The organism is Psychrobacter sp. M4 (assembly GCF_055699795.1).
In genome coordinates this window covers 814,347-830,156 of sequence record NZ_CM146740.1, presented here as the reverse complement: position 1 = coordinate 830,156, position 15,810 = coordinate 814,347, and the positions used below count along the sequence as shown (strand labels likewise).

Annotated in this window: 15 protein-coding genes; 12 read left to right on the top strand and 3 right to left on the bottom strand. The window is 43.0% G+C overall.

The genetic code is table 11. The features are described 5' to 3' along the window. The first annotated feature begins 8 nt into the window (after positions 1–8). From ACR63N_RS03575 to ACR63N_RS03555, 5 genes are all read left to right on the top strand, one after another. Entirely contained in the window at positions 9–1,241 is a 1,233-nt protein-coding gene (locus tag ACR63N_RS03575; RefSeq protein WP_472782472.1) for an alpha-hydroxy acid oxidase, read from the top strand. A gap of 111 nt (positions 1,242–1,352) precedes the next feature. After that, positions 1,353–2,156, top strand: coding sequence for a rhomboid family intramembrane serine protease (locus ACR63N_RS03570; RefSeq protein ID WP_472782471.1), 804 nt, complete (start codon positions 1,353–1,355; stop codon positions 2,154–2,156). Positions 2,157–2,323: 167 nt separating this feature from the next. Then, positions 2,324–3,127, top strand: coding sequence for a MipA/OmpV family protein (locus ACR63N_RS03565; protein ID WP_472782470.1), 804 nt, complete (start codon positions 2,324–2,326; stop codon positions 3,125–3,127). 145 nt (positions 3,128–3,272) lie between these two features. Then, positions 3,273–4,133, top strand: coding sequence for a DMT family transporter (locus tag ACR63N_RS03560; protein WP_472782469.1), 861 nt, complete (start codon positions 3,273–3,275; stop codon positions 4,131–4,133). Positions 4,134–4,241: 108 nt separating this feature from the next. Next, positions 4,242–4,670 (top strand): Hsp20/alpha crystallin family protein, encoded by a 429-nt coding sequence (locus ACR63N_RS03555; protein WP_472782468.1) that lies wholly within the window; start codon positions 4,242–4,244, stop codon positions 4,668–4,670. 92 nt (positions 4,671–4,762) lie between these two features. On the opposite strand, the gene ACR63N_RS03550 is transcribed toward ACR63N_RS03555, so the two are convergent. Then, positions 4,763–5,062, bottom strand: a complete 300-nt coding sequence (locus ACR63N_RS03550; protein WP_472782467.1) for a HigA family addiction module antitoxin — start codon at positions 5,060–5,062, stop codon at positions 4,763–4,765. Positions 5,063–5,522: 460 nt separating this feature from the next. Between ACR63N_RS03550 and ACR63N_RS03545 the strand changes: the two genes are divergently transcribed. Then, positions 5,523–6,125 (top strand): hypothetical protein, encoded by a 603-nt coding sequence (locus tag ACR63N_RS03545; protein WP_472782466.1) that lies wholly within the window; start codon positions 5,523–5,525, stop codon positions 6,123–6,125. A gap of 378 nt (positions 6,126–6,503) precedes the next feature. Here ACR63N_RS03545 and fumC read toward each other — a convergent pair whose 3' ends face one another. Next, positions 6,504–7,907, bottom strand: coding sequence for a class II fumarate hydratase (gene fumC / locus ACR63N_RS03540; RefSeq protein WP_472782465.1), 1,404 nt, complete (start codon positions 7,905–7,907; stop codon positions 6,504–6,506). A 194-nt stretch (positions 7,908–8,101) separates the two neighbouring features. On the opposite strand from fumC, the gene ACR63N_RS03535 reads away from it, so the two are divergent. From ACR63N_RS03535 to ACR63N_RS03525, 3 genes are all read left to right on the top strand, one after another. Then, on the top strand, positions 8,102–8,974 hold the full coding sequence (locus tag ACR63N_RS03535; protein ID WP_472782464.1) for a 5-formyltetrahydrofolate cyclo-ligase: 873 nt from the start codon (positions 8,102–8,104) through the stop codon (positions 8,972–8,974). Positions 8,975–9,079: 105 nt separating this feature from the next. Next, entirely contained in the window at positions 9,080–9,265 is a 186-nt protein-coding gene (locus ACR63N_RS03530) for a type II toxin-antitoxin system HicA family toxin (RefSeq protein ID WP_367105329.1), read from the top strand. Between the two features lie 143 nt (positions 9,266–9,408). Beyond that, on the top strand, positions 9,409–9,813 hold the full coding sequence (locus ACR63N_RS03525) for a type II toxin-antitoxin system HicB family antitoxin (RefSeq protein WP_472782463.1): 405 nt from the start codon (positions 9,409–9,411) through the stop codon (positions 9,811–9,813). Positions 9,814–9,968: 155 nt separating this feature from the next. Here the strand turns inward: ACR63N_RS03525 and ACR63N_RS03520 are convergent, their stop codons facing one another. Continuing rightward, entirely contained in the window at positions 9,969–11,351 is a 1,383-nt protein-coding gene (locus ACR63N_RS03520; RefSeq protein WP_472782462.1) for a Na+/H+ antiporter family protein, read from the bottom strand. 343 nt (positions 11,352–11,694) lie between these two features. On the opposite strand from ACR63N_RS03520, the gene lon reads away from it, so the two are divergent. The 3 genes from lon (at position 11,695) to ACR63N_RS03505 (ending at position 15,788) form a co-directional block, all read left to right on the top strand. Then, positions 11,695–14,199 (top strand): endopeptidase La, encoded by a 2,505-nt coding sequence (gene lon / locus ACR63N_RS03515; protein ID WP_472782461.1) that lies wholly within the window; start codon positions 11,695–11,697, stop codon positions 14,197–14,199. A gap of 170 nt (positions 14,200–14,369) precedes the next feature. Next, complete coding sequence (locus tag ACR63N_RS03510; RefSeq protein WP_472782460.1) at positions 14,370–15,020, top strand: META domain-containing protein; 651 nt, start codon at positions 14,370–14,372, stop codon at positions 15,018–15,020. A gap of 210 nt (positions 15,021–15,230) precedes the next feature. After that, positions 15,231–15,788 carry a superoxide dismutase family protein gene (locus ACR63N_RS03505; RefSeq protein ID WP_472782459.1) on the top strand — a complete coding sequence of 186 codons (558 nt, stop codon included), beginning with the start codon at positions 15,231–15,233 and terminating at the stop codon, positions 15,786–15,788. Positions 15,789–15,810: the final 22 nt, after the last annotated feature.

Genomic DNA, 15,810 nt, shown 5'->3' with positions numbered 1-15,810 from the left:
TAAACGTTATGACAAAAGACCTAAGCAAAGTGACAGAGATCGAAGATTTGCGCCGTGTGGCTGAGCGCAAAGTACCGCGTATGTTTTATGATTATGTCGATTCAGGGTCATGGACCGAAACCACTTATCGTAACAACGAAACTGACTTTGATCGTATTAAGCTGCGTCAACGGGTACTAGTCAATATGGAAGGGCGCACCCTTAGCACACATATGGCAGGGGACGCATCTTCGATGCCTGTTGCCATTGCGCCAACGGGCTTTACTGGCATGATGTGGGCGGATGGCGAGATTCATGCCGCCCGCGCCGCTGAAAAGTTTGGCGTGCCGTTCTCCCTATCGACGATGAGTATCTGCTCTATCGAAGATGTCGCGGAAAACACCAGCGCGCCGTTTTGGTTTCAGCTCTATGTCATGCGCGATCAGGAATTTATGGCCAATCTGATCCGCCGTGCTAAAGCAGCCAACTGCTCAGCGCTTATTTTGACCGCTGATTTGCAAGTGCTCGGTCAGCGCCATAAAGACATCAAAAACGGTCTATCAGCGCCGCCCAAACCGACACTGGCCAATATCTTAAACCTGATGACTAAGCCTGAATGGTGCCTGAACATGCTGGGTACTAAAAGACGCACTTTTGGTAATATCGTCGGTCATGCCAAAAACGTCGCTGATATGTCTTCACTGTCAGCGTGGACCGCCGAGCAGTTCGATCCGCGCTTGAGCTGGGATGATGTCGCTCGTATCAAAGATCAATGGGGCGGCAAGCTCATCATAAAAGGTATTATGGAGCCTGAGGACGCTATAATGGCGGCGCGTAGCGGCGCGGATGCACTGGTAGTCTCCAATCACGGCGGTCGTCAATTGGACGGTGCCCTCTCCTCTATTGCTGCGCTTAGTGATATCGTGCAAGCGGTACGCGCGGAGAACAGTCAGATTGAAATCTGGCTTGATAGCGGTATTCGCTCGGGTCAAGATGTACTCAAAGCGCTGGCGCTTGGTGCTAACGGTACCATGATTGGCCGCGCCTTTCTTTATGGTCTTGGCGCTTATGGTGAGGATGGCGTGCGCCGCGCGCTTGAGCTGATCTATAAAGAGTGTGATATTAGCATGGCTTTTTGTGGACATACCGATATCAAGCAAGTGACCAGTGATATTTTAGTCAAGGGCACGTATGAGCAGCTTAAAACTGCGCAGCCTTATATTGCTCCTTCCTTGAACGAGCACTGGTATAGTCAATCCTAATTGCAACTGACATAGTCTTTATTGTGTCTATTATTTAAACACTGATAATTTTGTTTATAGCATGCATAGCCTTTATACTCTGCTTATACTATCTGATAGACATTGGGCTTTATGACCATTCAACAATTATTAAAAACCGCCCCTGTAACTGCTGTACTTTTAGCTAGCTTTGTTGGGTTATATATTATGCAGTTTTTGACTGGCGTTGATCCTAATAACCCGTCAACAGAAGCGTTGCTACTTTGGGGCGCTAATGCCCTACCCTTTACTATGGGTAATGAGCCATGGCGGCTGGTCAGTAGTGGTTTTTTGCATATCGGCCTTATGCATTTATTATTTAATGGTTTTGCTATGTACTTTTTTGGGCAAGTGGCAGAGCCAATATTTGGTTCGGCTAAGTTTTTGGCGCTATTTTTGCTCGCGGTTATTGGTGGCAATTTGCTCAATAGCTATATCACATGGCAGTCAATTCTGGATGGAACGGGGCAACCCGGATTATCAGCTGGTGCGTCTGGCGGTATCATGGGCATCGGCGCGGCATTGTTAATAGCAGCGTTATTTAAGATATCTGTCAACGGTATGGTGCTTAATCTTAAAAGCTTGATTTTTATCATGGGCATCAATCTCGTTTATGGTTTTGCCGTACCCGGCATTGATAATGCGGGACATATCGGTGGCGCTATCACAGGATTAATTATTGCGCTAGGTTTTGCTATCGCTTATCGCCAGCACTCACAGGATGCTAATAATGCTTATGTCGATGCCTTCTACCCTGAACCAAAAAAAGCTAAAAAACCCACTATTTTCTGGCAATTGCTGCCATGGATAGTCATACTACTCATAGCCGCTGGCTTTGTCTGGTGGTGGCAAGATATTCACAATCAAATATTGCAAGTATTAAGTGCTGTAGAATAAAACTATTAGCTCGAGCTGTAGAATAAATAGTAGCACCTGATTCCTACTGCTAATAATATTGTAAAAAGGTATGTCAAAAGTAATAAGGTAATACTAAAATACGCTCTAGAACTCCTACACAGCTGTTTTTATTCGCCTACTCGCCTAACCGTTCAAGAGAATTAATTATGTATAAATTACCAACGCTGTCGCAAACCTCTACTCGTCTTTTAATGACCATGCTTACCACTACTGCCTTGTTTGGTACGGTAAGTTTGACTCATGCTGCTCCTTTTAAAAACCTGCCTGCTGATCAAGATGCACAGCTAAGCGTTGGGGTCAATGTGTTGTATGCCAATAACGCTTATGATACGGATGAAGACGTACGAGTATTGCCGGGAGTGTTTTACGATAATAATAGAATTTACGCACGCGGTGCCCAAGCAGGCGTTTATCTCATCAATGATGGCACTAATCAGTTATCAGCTTATGCGCAATTGGCAGGTTCAGAGTTTGATCCCGATGATGCCGAGGGAGCACTGCAAGGTTTAGATAAGCGTAAGTCATCAGCAGCGGCCGGTCTAACCTACTTACGTCGTACCCCAATTGGCGGTTTTCGCCTACAAGCCGCTACTGATATCTTAGATCGTAGCGGCGGCAACATTGCGCGCTTAACGTACCTAGCTCGCATTACCAAAGGGAATTTGACAGTCTATCCGAGCATTGGTTTTGAATATCATGACGAGGACTATAATGAATATTATTATGGGGTGAGTGATGAAGAGTCGGCGGATACCGGCGTTGAGGCTTATTCTTCAAATGCCAGCTTGAACCCTTATATTAATGTTAGTGCTAATTATGATTTCAACGAGAACTGGGCAGGATTTTTTAATCAAAGTTTGAGCTACTTACCTAATGAGCAGTACGATAGCCCGATGGTGGATTCGCGTACTGATTCAACGACGACGCTTGGACTGCTATATAAATTTTAAGGGTTTTTAAAAGAGAAATAGATATTAAAGAAGCTGAGCATTTTGCTTGGCTTTTTTATTGTGTTGATTCGTTGTCATGAAACATTAGCCTATAATATAAACTGCAAATTTGATTTTATATATTTATATAAAGGATAGCCCCATTATGATCCATGCTACCCTCTGGATGATTGGAGCGCTTACCTCGTTTTGTTTGATGGCTATTGGTGCTCGTGAGCTCAATAGTCAAATCGGTGTGTTTCAGATTTTATTCTTTAGAAGTATAGTCGGCCTGCTGGTATTATCGCCCATTATACTGTTATTGAAAAAAGAGCATTTTTCATTTCCTACGCGTATTAAACTACACTTAGTAAGAAATTTATTTCATTTCGCAGGTCAATATGGCTGGTTTTTGGGCATAGGATTACTACCTTTAGCCACTGTTTTTGCTATTGAATTTACCGTACCCTTTTGGACGATAATCATCTCCTATCTGTTTTTGAAAGAACCTATCACAGTAAAAAAAGTGATCGCTGTCCTGTTAGGTATTCTAGGAATCATCGTTATCGTACAGCCACGCTTAGGGGTCGCAAGCTATGGGTCATTAATCGTATTGGGCGCGGCTATTTGTTATGCCTGTGCCCATGTCTCTACAAAATCGCTATCTAATACCGATAGCCCAATAACTATCATTTTTATGATGTGTTTGATTCAAGCGCCTTTAGGGCTGCTTTTATTTACACAAGGCTGGACAACGCCGGTAGGGATTCAGTGGCTGTGGCTCATAATCATAGGCGTGACCGCGCTATCGGCGCATTATTGTATGACCAAAGCCATGCAATACGCGGAGGTGACATTCGTAGTGACTATGGATCTATTTAGATTACCGCTTATCTCTATCGTTGGCGTGCTGTTATATTCAGAGCCTTTTAGTGTGGCTTTGCTAGTTGGTATACTGCTGATCGTCGCTGGTAACGCGATTAATATATATTCTAAGAAAACAGCTAAAAACAATGTCATTCAATAACATATCATTACATGTAATGTGGAATAAAATTCTTGAAATTCTATAGCGCATCTTTATATATGTGATAGGTAAGATACACAATAAACAATCAATGATAAGGAGACTGTTATGAGTAAACTAGTTACACGTAATTCAATCTTTGACAACTTCTTTGATGAGATGGCACCTAGTTTTTTGATGCGTCCACTTCACGGGGATGCTCTTCCTAACGCTAGCCAGATCAAGATTGATGTCAGTGAAAAAGACGATGCGTTCCACGTCAACGCTGAAATACCCGGCGTGGCTAAAGAAGATATTGACCTGTCCATTACCGGAGATATCGTCTCTATTAGTGCTGAGATTGCCCAAAAAGATGAGCAAAAAGACGGTAATAAAGTACTTCGTAGTGAGCGTTACTTTGGTTCAGTATCACGTAGTTTCCAGTTGCCATCTAAGGTAAAGGTCGATGCGGCAGAAGCATCATATGAGAATGGCATTCTTAAACTGGCACTACCAAAAGAGACCAGCTCAGAGCGCAAAAAGCTTGAGATTAAATAAAAACTAAAGAAGCTTCAATAAGAAAGCTAGTTAGACTAAAAGGGGCATATGAGTTAATCATGTGCCCTTTTTATTTGGATCATTGTTATGATCTAAGCATAATCGATAGGCTTAATGTCATCTAAAAAATCAAGGTTGTCTGTCTCGGCTAATCGCAGCTCATAAGTGGATTGTAAGTTTAACCAAAACTGGGCGCTACCGCCAAAATACTTAGCTAAGCGCAACGCAGTATCCGCAGTAACGCCACGCTTCTCACGTATAATCTCGTTAATACGCGCAGGGGTGACGCCAAGCTTATTTGCTAGGCTATTCGCACTCATATCAAGCGGCTCCAAAAAATCCTCTCGTAATACTTCGCCCGGATGAATGGGGCGCATGCCATTATTGGTCATAGGTTTCTGTCTTTAAAGTTAGAATTTATAAACCTGAAAAGTGACGTAGGGTGTCGCCTTGCGCACCGATAATATATAGTGGATGAAATAATAAACTCTGCTCTTGCTTACACCGTAGGGTGGGTTAGTTTTGTCAAGCTCTCGCAGAGAGTGAAGGCTAGACGTAACCCACCGATTTATTTGTCAGGTTTATAGGTTACGCTGTCGCTAATCTATCCTAATAGCTAATCATTCGCTATAATTTTTGAAGTAGTTTAACAGTGAATATTAGTTGTTTTAAACAGACATACTATAGTAAGGTTGTGAATTCAAACTTACCAAAAAAGCTAAGAGTAGGTTATGGATAAAACATCGTTAGTCGCTGCTATATTTTCTACTCGCAAGTTGTGACAATTTTGCAGCTTAACTAATTAGTTTTCTTCTAGCGAGATATTAATCTAAAAGTAAGATCGAGGAAATTATGACAGCACCAGTAGAAAAAGATTTGCTAGATGTTTTCAGTGCTTTCGCTACTTTAGTTACTCCATTCTTGCTATTGGGCTTAGGTGGTATTGGTTGGCTTATTCAAAATAAATTCCAATCCATAGAATCAAAAGAGCAAACACAAAGCGCTAGAATTCGTGAATTAGAAGATAAACTGAGAGATGATCGTTTAAAAACATATAACGCTATTCTTGAGCCTTTCTTCCTACTATTTACTAGCGAACAAGCATTTGCTCAAGATCCAAAGTATAAAACAAAAAACAAAAATGATCTTGCCATGGCAAAAATGCTTTCTGTTGAATACAGAGAGACAGGTTTCAGATTATCTTTAGTAGCAAATGATTCTGTAGTCCGCTCTTACAACAAACTTATGCAATATTTCTACCATGCAGAAAAGGATCTTAGACCTACAGAGGAGAAGGTTTGTGAATGGATTGCTCTTATGGGAGATTTATTATTAGAAATTCGTAAAAGCATGGGAAATGAAACTAGTAATTTAGATCGATGGGAAATGATTGAGTGGTTTATGAAAGATACTTTAGCTTTAAAAGAAAAGTATTATTTTGGAATCAATTCTTAGCATGATTAATCCTAAATTGAACGAAATCAATTTAAGATGCAGGATGCACCCAGCGCACCATTAAAATACAAATCCAAGCTCAGATTTATTTGTAATTCAATAATTGCCTTGAGGCGCGGTTTAGCCCTGATTGCAGCGGTATCCTGCTAGTTTGGGTGAGCTGCGGAAGCTAGGTTTTGAAGTGGCTACGCAGAGCAAGAGACACTACAAACCGTAGTTACCGCCTCAGCAAATTAGCAGATACAAGCGCAAAGCAGGATTAGCTCCAAAAATTTATAACCAAAAAAAACCTTGCCACAATACATGGCAAGATCTTTTTCGTTCAAATGGAATCGGCGGGTTACGCTTTCGCTAACCCACCCTACCGATCAAATCACATTAAGAAGGATGCACCATATCTTCAGGAGTGACCCACTCATCAAACTGCGCTTCGGTCATCAGATCTAGCTCAACCGCAACTTGTTTAAGCGTTTTGTTTTCTTTATAAGCGGTCTTGGCAATCTTCGCGGCATTCTCATAACCAACATGACGGTTCAGCGCCGTGACGAGCATCAATGAGTTATGCAAGAAATCATTGATTTTCTCTTTAACGGGTTCAATACCAACGGCACAGTTGTCATTAAAGCTATTGCACGCATCACCTAGTAATTGGATAGATTGCAATAAATTAAACGCAATCACTGGCTTATAAACGTTGAGCTCAAAATTACCAGACGCGCCCGCCATACTGATCGTAGTGTCGTTACCCATCACCTGTGCCACTACCATGGTCATGGCTTCTGACTGGGTTGGGTTGACTTTACCCGGCATAATTGATGAGCCTGGCTCATTCTCTGGAATGGTTAATTCGCCTAATCCGCAACGAGGTCCTGAAGCAAGCCAGCGTACGTCGTTAGCGATTTTATTTAAGCTACCTGCTAGCGTTTTTAGTGCGCCAGAGGCAAAAACTTCAGCATCACGCGCCGCTAGGGCTTCAAATTTATTTGGTGAGGTCACAAAAGGTAGATCGGTCAGTTTTGATAACTGCTCAGCTGCTTTTACCGCGTAATCAGGATGAGCGTTGAGACCTGTACCGACCGCAGTACCACCTAATGGCAACTCATATAGACCTTGTAGGGCGTTATCGATACGAGTCAATGAGTGATCAAGTTGACTGACATAACCGCTAAATTCTTGTCCTAGCGTTAATGGCGTAGCGTCTTGCAAATGGGTACGACCGATTTTAACGATACTATCGAACTCTTTGGCTTTTTTATCTAGCGTATCACGTAACGCTTTTACCGCTGGGATAAGTAGGCTGTTGATTTGACGAGCTGCAGCCACTCGAATAGCGGTTGGGAAGCTGTCGTTGGTAGACTGGGCGTGATTGACATGATCGTTGGGGTGAATGGGCGAATAGCTACCGCGCTCGCTACCTGCGATCTCATTGGCACGGTTGGCAAGCACTTCGTTCATGTTCATGTTTGACTGCGTACCAGAGCCGGTCTGCCACACCACAAGCGGAAACTGATCAGTAAGACCACCGTTGATGACTTCATCTGCCGCTTGAACAATCAAGTCACGCTTATCTTCGTCAATACGGTCAAGACTAGCATTAGTGATAGCAGCGGCTTTTTTTACCAGTGCCATCGCTTCTATCATCGGACGCGGCAACGTCTCACCGCCAATCTTGAAGTTTTCACGGCTACGCTGAGTTTGCGCGCCCCAATAAGCGTCAGCTGGCACTTCTACGTTGCCCATGGTGTCTTTTTCAGTACGAGTTGCCTGATTCTGTGTCGACATAACGATCCTCTTTGTTTATTTATCCATGAAAAGTGCAACATTTGCTGCACATAAGGGAGAATAGGATGTAAAGCGACATTATGATAGCATGACTAAGACGTGTTGAATATTCACATATGGCAAAGATACAATCATCAGACGCGCTCTTGCACTGACTTCTCAACAACTTTTCTTATTAGTCTTTAGGGTTAAAAATGTCTAATAATCAAGCACCAGTATCAATCCCAACCAATCCACCTAGACGCCAGTTTACACGCCAGCGTCGTCAGCTAACCGCTGGGGAACGTAGACAATTCGCGCAAATGGCAAGTTTGCACCTGATTAAATTACAGCAGTGCTTGCCACCACACGCGCGTATCGCCTTATATTACGACGGCTTTGGCGAGCTGCCGACTCAGCCGATACTAGACTGGTGTCAGCGCCTACAATATCGGGCGTATCTGCCTGTGGTTGGTTCGCTAGGAAGCAACGACAAACGACTGCGCTTTGTGCCCATTTATCACTCTAAACTCACTAATGTACCGACGCGTATCCATCGTTTGGGTATGCCGCAAAATCATAGTCGCAAATTACTTTGGGCAAGGGAATTAGACGTCATTATCTGTCCGCTAGTAGCGGTTGATAAACAGGGCAATCGGATGGGCATGGGCGGCGGATTTTATGATACTACCCTTGGTAAAAACTATAAATCTGGTGCAAAGAAGCCGTTAAAAATAGGCTGGTGTTATGACTTTCAAGAAGTTGAACAGCTTGAGCGTCAACCTTGGGATGTACCTTTAGATGGACTGATTACCCCAAGCGGGATAAGTTGGTTTAAACCAAACAACAGTAAAAAGACTAACGACAGCGCTGAGGAAGAAGTATCTAGCGCTGATACGGTTGATACGTATTTACAGACATTAGGAAATGATGACGCTAGGGAGATGCCCTACTACAGTCAAGAACAATCCTTTAGTTCTGATGAGCTATCAAGAGTGATTAACGAGACGCGTTTAAATGAGTTATTGGCGCAAAGCGATGAGTTTTTGGATGGTTTAAGTGGTGAGATTGAGGATTTTGATGAGTAGTTCTTTATGTAACAATCATTCACACCTTCACACACGGTGTTATTGATACAATTCATATTGTGTGTAATAATACACATACTTAATTAGCAAAAGTTCGAGGTAATCATGAAGAGTAGTAAGCTGATTAAGTTACTGCAAGATGATGGTTGGGTGGTTGATAGAATTAAAGGCAGTCATCATATTCTAAGAAAAGAAGGTATAGATAGTATTATCTCCATTAGCCATCCCGAAAAAGATGTGTCTCGACATCAATTGGCTCAAGCAAGACGCATTTCCGGTTTAGAACTTTAGATAGAACAATTTGTACTGCGCCAAGCCGTACTGATAGTTATCTTAACCTCGTTCTTGGTGCACTGGGCGCACTCTACGCAACTTGCATAGCTATATCTAATTGGTGCTTAGAAAGCACCCTACACAATTAAAAAGGGGGTTATATGCTAAATTATCCCATCGCTATATTCAAAGACGAAAGTATGGAAAACTATGCCGCTATCGTACCCGATATCGATGGCTGCTTCCCTTTAGGAGATACCATCGATGATACTATTCAAGAAGCTGAATCGTTAATTTACGATCATATCGAATATATGTTAGATAAAGGTATGAGTTTTGACTTTTACACTAGTGAAATAGAGACATTGAAAACCAATCCAGATTTCAAAGATATTTTGGTTTGGGCTATCGTCAGTATTGATGATACTAAGTTCTCAACTAAACAGGTACGCTTTAACGTCAGTTGGCCAGAATACTTGCTAAAGCGTGTAGACCGTTATGCTGAAGAACATCATGAGACTCGCTCAGGGTTTTTGGCAAAAGCGGTACAAAAAGCATTGGTATAAAAGAGTATTCATATAAACGAATAGTCGTTTAAAAATAGAAAAGCTACCTATATGGTAGCTTTTTTTTCGGACATTTAAATGCGCTTTATAAATAGTAAAGATGAAAAAGCTGGGTTAAAAACCCAGCCTACGCCGAAAAGTTTTGAGCTTATAGCCTACAACACCATCGCCGCAATCCAGCCAAACGCCAATAATGGAATATTATAGTGCAAAAAGGTCGGCACCACGCTATCTTTAATATGATCGTGCTGCCCATCGACGTTAAGACCAGAGGTTGGTCCCAAAGTCGAATCCGAAGCTGGCGAGCCTGCATCACCCAGCGCTCCCGCTGTGCCGATAATTGCGACTGTTGCCAATGGCGAGAACCCTAACGAGATACACAGCGGCACATAAATCGCGGCTATAATCGGAATGGTCGAGAATGACGAGCCAATACCCATGGTGACGACTAAGCCAATTCCGAGCATGACGAATGCAGCAATGGCTTTATTGCCCGCAAATAAATTAGTCGCGCCATCGATAAGCGGGGCGATCTCTCCTGTCGTTTTCATGACCTCGGCAAAACCCTGCGCGGTAATCATAATAAAGCCAATCATCGCCATCAGCTTAATACCATCATTAAAGACCGTATCAGCATCGCGCCACTTCACCACGCCCGTTGCCATAAACACCCCAAAACCAAACATGGAACCGAGCAGTAGTGAGTCGGTATAGAGCTGTACCACAAAAGCGGTAACGATAGCTGCAAGCGCCACCAAAGTTTTAGTCTTGCTTTGCGCCTCGGCGTTAGACGCGGTTTTGCTCAGATCATCTACTGCTTTATCATCGATAACCGCGTCGCGCGCTTCTTTGTCTATCGCTAGTTGTTGATACTGGCGCGGCTTACGATAGCTGATAAATACGGCAGTCAGCAACCCGATAAACATACCGAGCGCTGGAATAGCCATGGCTTTGGTCACTGAGATATCGCTAATATCAATACCCGCCTCGCCGACGTTTTTCAGCATGATTTGATTCAGATAGATATCGCCAAACCCATAGGGGATAAACATATAAGTAGTGACCAAACCAAAAGTCAGCAAACAAGCAATTAACCGTCTATCAATGTGCATACGGTTAAAAGCGAGCAATAATGGCGGCACCAGTAGCGGAATAAAGGCGATATGAATAGGGATCAAGTTTTGACTAAAGCAGCTCATCATCACCAAGCCTGCAAACAGCATATATTTAATCATAGCGCCTGCCCCTATACCTGCGCCGCTTGCATCAATACGTCTAATCACTGCCCCCGCTAGTGACTGCGGTAACCCTGAATGGGCAATAGCAACGGCAAATGCACCCAATAACGCATATGACAAGGCGATTTGAGCGCCGTTACGAATGCCTTCTTGAAAGGCTTCAAGCGTAGCGGTGATGCCTAATCCTGCGATCAGTCCGCCCGCCAGCGCTCCAATTAGCAAACTAAGTACTACGTGGACGCGTGCTAGTGATAGACCTAGCATGATGATGACTGCCAATAGCACCGCGTTGATGGTCATACTTTTGCCCCTTATCTTCTATTCTCTAGCTTGGCTTTATTGGTTTATTAACTTATCAGATTTTTAACAACCGTCTTTTAATTGAGAGCGTATTAAGACGCGCGTCAGTTTACCTGATTTTGGTTATAAAACCTACGCGTAGAACTTAAGAGATAGCGATCAATAAGTAGTAAACACTTGAAAATTAAAAGATTTGCATACTATTTGTTTGCTCTTTATTAGTAAATCCATACTATTTTCTATATAGGTAAATCATAAGCCTTGCAATTTTTGCTACGGTCACCATTTATTTAACATGAAACACTAACTTGACTTTACAAGTCTGGTGAACGAGGAAAAATATATGAGTGATTATAATATTGATAAAGACAACATTGATATTGATGTGTCAGCAGCAACTGAGACTGATGATGCGAGCGTAACTGATGCATCCAGTAACTATTTGCCATTGCTAGCACTACGTGATGTCGTCGTCTATCCACACATGCAGATTGCCCTGTTTGTTGGCCGTGCGCCCTCGGTAAAAGCGGTGGAGCTGGCTCAAGCTGAATATGGCGATAAAGTATTAGTGGTTGCACAAAAAGACTCGCTAACCGAAGATATTGATCATGATAATTTATATCAATATGGTACGGTATGCCGCATCGTAAGCACCATGCCGCACGACAGCGACGAAGATTGCATCAAGGTGCTAATCGAAGGTCAATATCGCGCGCGTGTTGATACGATAGAAGAGCACGGCGAGGTCTTGATGGCAAGCTTTGAGCGTGCCGATCTCGATGTGCAAATGGATAAAAGCCAGCAAAAAAATACTATCAAAGCTTTAACCAGCTTGTTTGAAACTTACGCTGATGCGCGTCTGCGCAATGCTCGTGAGCTGACACGTGTGGCCAAGCGTATTGATGATCTGCTTGAATTAGTCTATTTCATCTCGACTCGCGTCTCGATGGATTTGGATATTAAGCAATCGTTTTTAGAAGACGATGATCTTAAAAACCATATCAACACCTTGACTGAGTATTTGGTTAAGCAAAGCGCTGAGCAGAATATCGAACAAGATATCCAAGATGCAGTGCGTCAGCAGATGGAAGATAATCAGCGCGAATACTTCTTAAATGAGAAGTTAAAAGCCATTAAAAATGAGCTGTCTGACATGAATGAGGGCGCGTTTGATGGTGAAGACGATGTGGGCGAGCTTGAAAAGCGTCTAGAAGAAGCTGATTTGCCAGAAGATGTGCGCAAAAAAGCGGAACAAGAGTTTAAAAAGCTTAAAATGATGCCACCAGCGTCATCTGAGTCCTCAGTCGTCCGTAACTATATTGAGTGGATACTGGACACGCCATGGAACGCTACGACTAAAGTGTCTATCAATTTAGAAAAAGCGCAAACGGTACTGGATGAAGATCATTACGGTCTAAAAGACGTCAAAGATCGCATCTTAGAATATTTAGCGGTACAGTCGCGAGTGAAAAAACTTCGTGGTCCGATTCTATGTCTCGTAGGGCCTCCGGGTGTCGGTAAAACCTCACTTGGTGAATCTATAGCGCGTGCAACGGGCCGTAAATATGTGCGTATGGCTTTAGGCGGCGTGCGTGATGAAGCTGAGATTCGTGGTCATCGCCGTACTTATATCGGTGCGATGCCGGGCAAAATTGTGCAGTCGCTTGCCAAAGTTGAGGTCAAAAACCCGCTATTCTTATTAGACGAAGTCGATAAGATGGCGCAAGACTTCCGCGGCGATCCGGCGTCAGCTTTGCTTGAGGTGTTAGATCCGTCACAGAACGATACTTTTAACGACCATTATTTAGATATGGACTTGGACTTATCACAAGTGATGTTTATCTGTACTGCCAACAGCATGGATATTCCGCCTGCGCTCCTTGACCGGATGGAAGTTATTCGTCTGCCAGGTTATACCGAAGAAGAAAAGGTCAATATCGCCCAGAAATATCTAGTGCCAAAAGCTATTAAGCAAAATGGTCTCAAAGAAGGCGAGATTGAAATTGTAGAGGCGGCGCTGCATAGCATCGTCCGTAACTATACTCGTGAAGCGGGCGTGCGTAACCTTGAGCGTGAAGTCAATAAAATCTGCCGTAAAGTCGTTCGCGGCTCGGTTGAGTCGCATGGCTCGCGTGCTCCGAAGAAAGATGAGCGTGAATTGGTAGTGATTGATGATAGCAATATCGATGATTACTTGGGCGTACATCAGTACGACTATGGTCTTGCAGAAGAAGAGCCTGAGGTTGGCCGCGTTACAGGCCTTGCTTGGACACAAGTTGGCGGTGAGCTCCTAACTATCGAGGCGATAGCTGTGAAAGGTAAAGGTGAGCTTAACTTTACCGGTTCGCTCGGTGATGTTATGAAAGAGTCTATTCGAGCAGCGATGAGTGTAGTTCGTGCACGCGGTGATAGCTTAGGTATCGACTACGAAACGGTCAAAACTACTGATATTCACGTGCATATGCCAGAGGGCGCTACGCCAAAAGACGGTCCTTCAGCGGGTGGTGCGTTAACTACTGCACTAGTATCAGCGATGACGGGTATTGCGATTCGTCCAGACATTGCGATGACTGGCGAGATTACCCTACGTGGTAAAATCCTACGTATCGGCGGCCTTAAAGAGAAATTGCTAGCGGCACATCGCGGTGGTATCAAGCATGTGTTGATCCCCGCTGCTAATGAGCGCGATCTAGCAGATATCCCTGATAACGTAAAATCTGGCCTGACTATTCAGCCCGTAGCGACAATTGATGAGGTATTAAAAGAAGCCTTGGTCTCTATACCAACGCCGCTTAAACCTGCAAAAGTTACAGTCGATAAAACCTCAGGTAAAGCGTTACACAACTAATCTGAGAGTTATCTAAAGCTTTAACTAGTCGGATTAAGATTTAATGAGAGCCGTTCACTATAGTGAGCGGTTTTTTTTATGCGTTATATTTACGTGCGACTCATTTTATAGATCGCATTAATTAAATAGCTATGCTATATTTTAAACAAATGTTTGTTTAGTAAATAGTTATGAGTTTAAATCGTTTAGTAAGTCCATTTTTAATAATCAGTCTACTGTCTTCAATCGTCTTGCTAGGTTGTCAGTCCACTTCTACTGCAAATTCTCAGCAGTCCACTACTGTCAGTATAATATCTACTAAAGAACAATCTAATACTACTGACGAGACGGCTATAAAAAAAGCGTTGCCTTCACTGCCTATCACTAATGAGCTTTTAGAGCAGTATCATTGGCAACTTGTGAGCGCTGTCAGCAATACTTATGACGACAATGGTCGATTAATTAGAGCATCTGTAGGCAATTTTTACCATCCTGACTACCCTATATCAGTGAATTTTGGAAGTTATCCTGATAACAGTCAGTATGCTTCTTTTAGCTCAGACTGTAACGGTTCTGGTGCGCCCTATCTTTTACTAAAAGATCATACTTTAAAGGTTGGTAGCATTGTCAGTACTGATATGGGCTGTAGTGAAACGAGCAATCGCATTGAGAGCGCTTTATTTAATTTAATGGGCGATAGCAGCAGCAAACTAACCTTAAGTTTGCAACCTTCACAGCTAACATCAGAAACACCAGCTGATTTCCCGCGCTATAACTTATTGCAAACCATGGAGACTGGTGAAACTTTAGTTTGGAAGAATGGAAAAAAGGTAAATCGTTAAAACTCAGCTTCCACTTTTCAAACCCATACGTTATTTACATTTATTAACCGATTGTTGCGCATTTGGTGAATATATATGTCAGATCCTTAGCTATACTAGCTGCAAGTTTGACCAAGGTTATTACAGATCTAGTTGAAAATTTTGTGATAGCTATGACTCAGAGCCTTAAAAATGTTTAATAACAACAGCGAAACGAAAATGGAGATAACAATGAAAAAGATATTACTTGCAAGTGCTTTATTATGTGGTTCAGCTTTGGCAGTAACAGGTTGCCAAACGACCGAGGGCCAGCTACAGACAGGTAACCCGTTTGATCAGCCAGTATTGAAGTCAGCGCTTAAGACTACTGACGGAACCAATCGTGAAGTCGGACAAGTGTATCTACGTCCTGTCGATGGCGGCGTCCAAGTCTATGGTAAGCTTATGAACATGCAGCCAGGTAAAACAGTGGCGCTCCATATCCATGAAACGGGCAGTTGTGCTGATATGGGTAAAGCGGCAGGTGGTCACTTTAATCCAGACAACAATCCGCACTCTAACCCAGATGACATGAATGGTCATGCAGGCGATCTACCAAACTTGACAGCTAACGAGAATGGTGTTGCCACTATTAATTATGTTAATAAGCAAATCTCTGCTGATGTCGCCGGTAAATATAGCGTGCATCGCCGCGCCTTTATCGTTCACTCTGGTGCTGATGACTATACCAGTCAACCATCAGGCGACTCAGGCGACCGCGTAGCTTGTGGTATCATTGAGAGAACCTAATACGGTATAAATTAATAACTAT

Excerpts from the sequence above, each read along its gene's own strand:
- ACR63N_RS03575 (WP_472782472.1), top strand. The coding sequence starts at position 9 with ATGACAAAAGACCTAAGCAAAGTGACAGAGATCGAAGATTTGCGCCGT.
- ACR63N_RS03570 (WP_472782471.1), top strand. The coding sequence starts at position 1,353 with ATGACCATTCAACAATTATTAAAAACCGCCCCTGTAACTGCTGTACTT.
- ACR63N_RS03565 (WP_472782470.1), top strand. The coding sequence starts at position 2,324 with ATGTATAAATTACCAACGCTGTCGCAAACCTCTACTCGTCTTTTAATG.
- ACR63N_RS03560 (WP_472782469.1), top strand. The coding sequence starts at position 3,273 with ATGATCCATGCTACCCTCTGGATGATTGGAGCGCTTACCTCGTTTTGT.
- ACR63N_RS03555 (WP_472782468.1), top strand. The coding sequence starts at position 4,242 with ATGAGTAAACTAGTTACACGTAATTCAATCTTTGACAACTTCTTTGAT.
- ACR63N_RS03550 (WP_472782467.1), bottom strand. The coding sequence starts at position 5,062 with ATGACCAATAATGGCATGCGCCCCATTCATCCGGGCGAAGTATTACGA.
- ACR63N_RS03545 (WP_472782466.1), top strand. The coding sequence starts at position 5,523 with ATGACAGCACCAGTAGAAAAAGATTTGCTAGATGTTTTCAGTGCTTTC.
- fumC (WP_472782465.1), bottom strand. The coding sequence starts at position 7,907 with ATGTCGACACAGAATCAGGCAACTCGTACTGAAAAAGACACCATGGGC.
- ACR63N_RS03535 (WP_472782464.1), top strand. The coding sequence starts at position 8,102 with ATGTCTAATAATCAAGCACCAGTATCAATCCCAACCAATCCACCTAGA.
- ACR63N_RS03530 (WP_367105329.1), top strand. The coding sequence starts at position 9,080 with ATGAAGAGTAGTAAGCTGATTAAGTTACTGCAAGATGATGGTTGGGTG.
- ACR63N_RS03525 (WP_472782463.1), top strand. The coding sequence starts at position 9,409 with ATGCTAAATTATCCCATCGCTATATTCAAAGACGAAAGTATGGAAAAC.
- ACR63N_RS03520 (WP_472782462.1), bottom strand. The coding sequence starts at position 11,351 with ATGACCATCAACGCGGTGCTATTGGCAGTCATCATCATGCTAGGTCTA.
- lon (WP_472782461.1), top strand. The coding sequence starts at position 11,695 with ATGAGTGATTATAATATTGATAAAGACAACATTGATATTGATGTGTCA.
- ACR63N_RS03510 (WP_472782460.1), top strand. The coding sequence starts at position 14,370 with ATGAGTTTAAATCGTTTAGTAAGTCCATTTTTAATAATCAGTCTACTG.
- ACR63N_RS03505 (WP_472782459.1), top strand. The coding sequence starts at position 15,231 with ATGAAAAAGATATTACTTGCAAGTGCTTTATTATGTGGTTCAGCTTTG.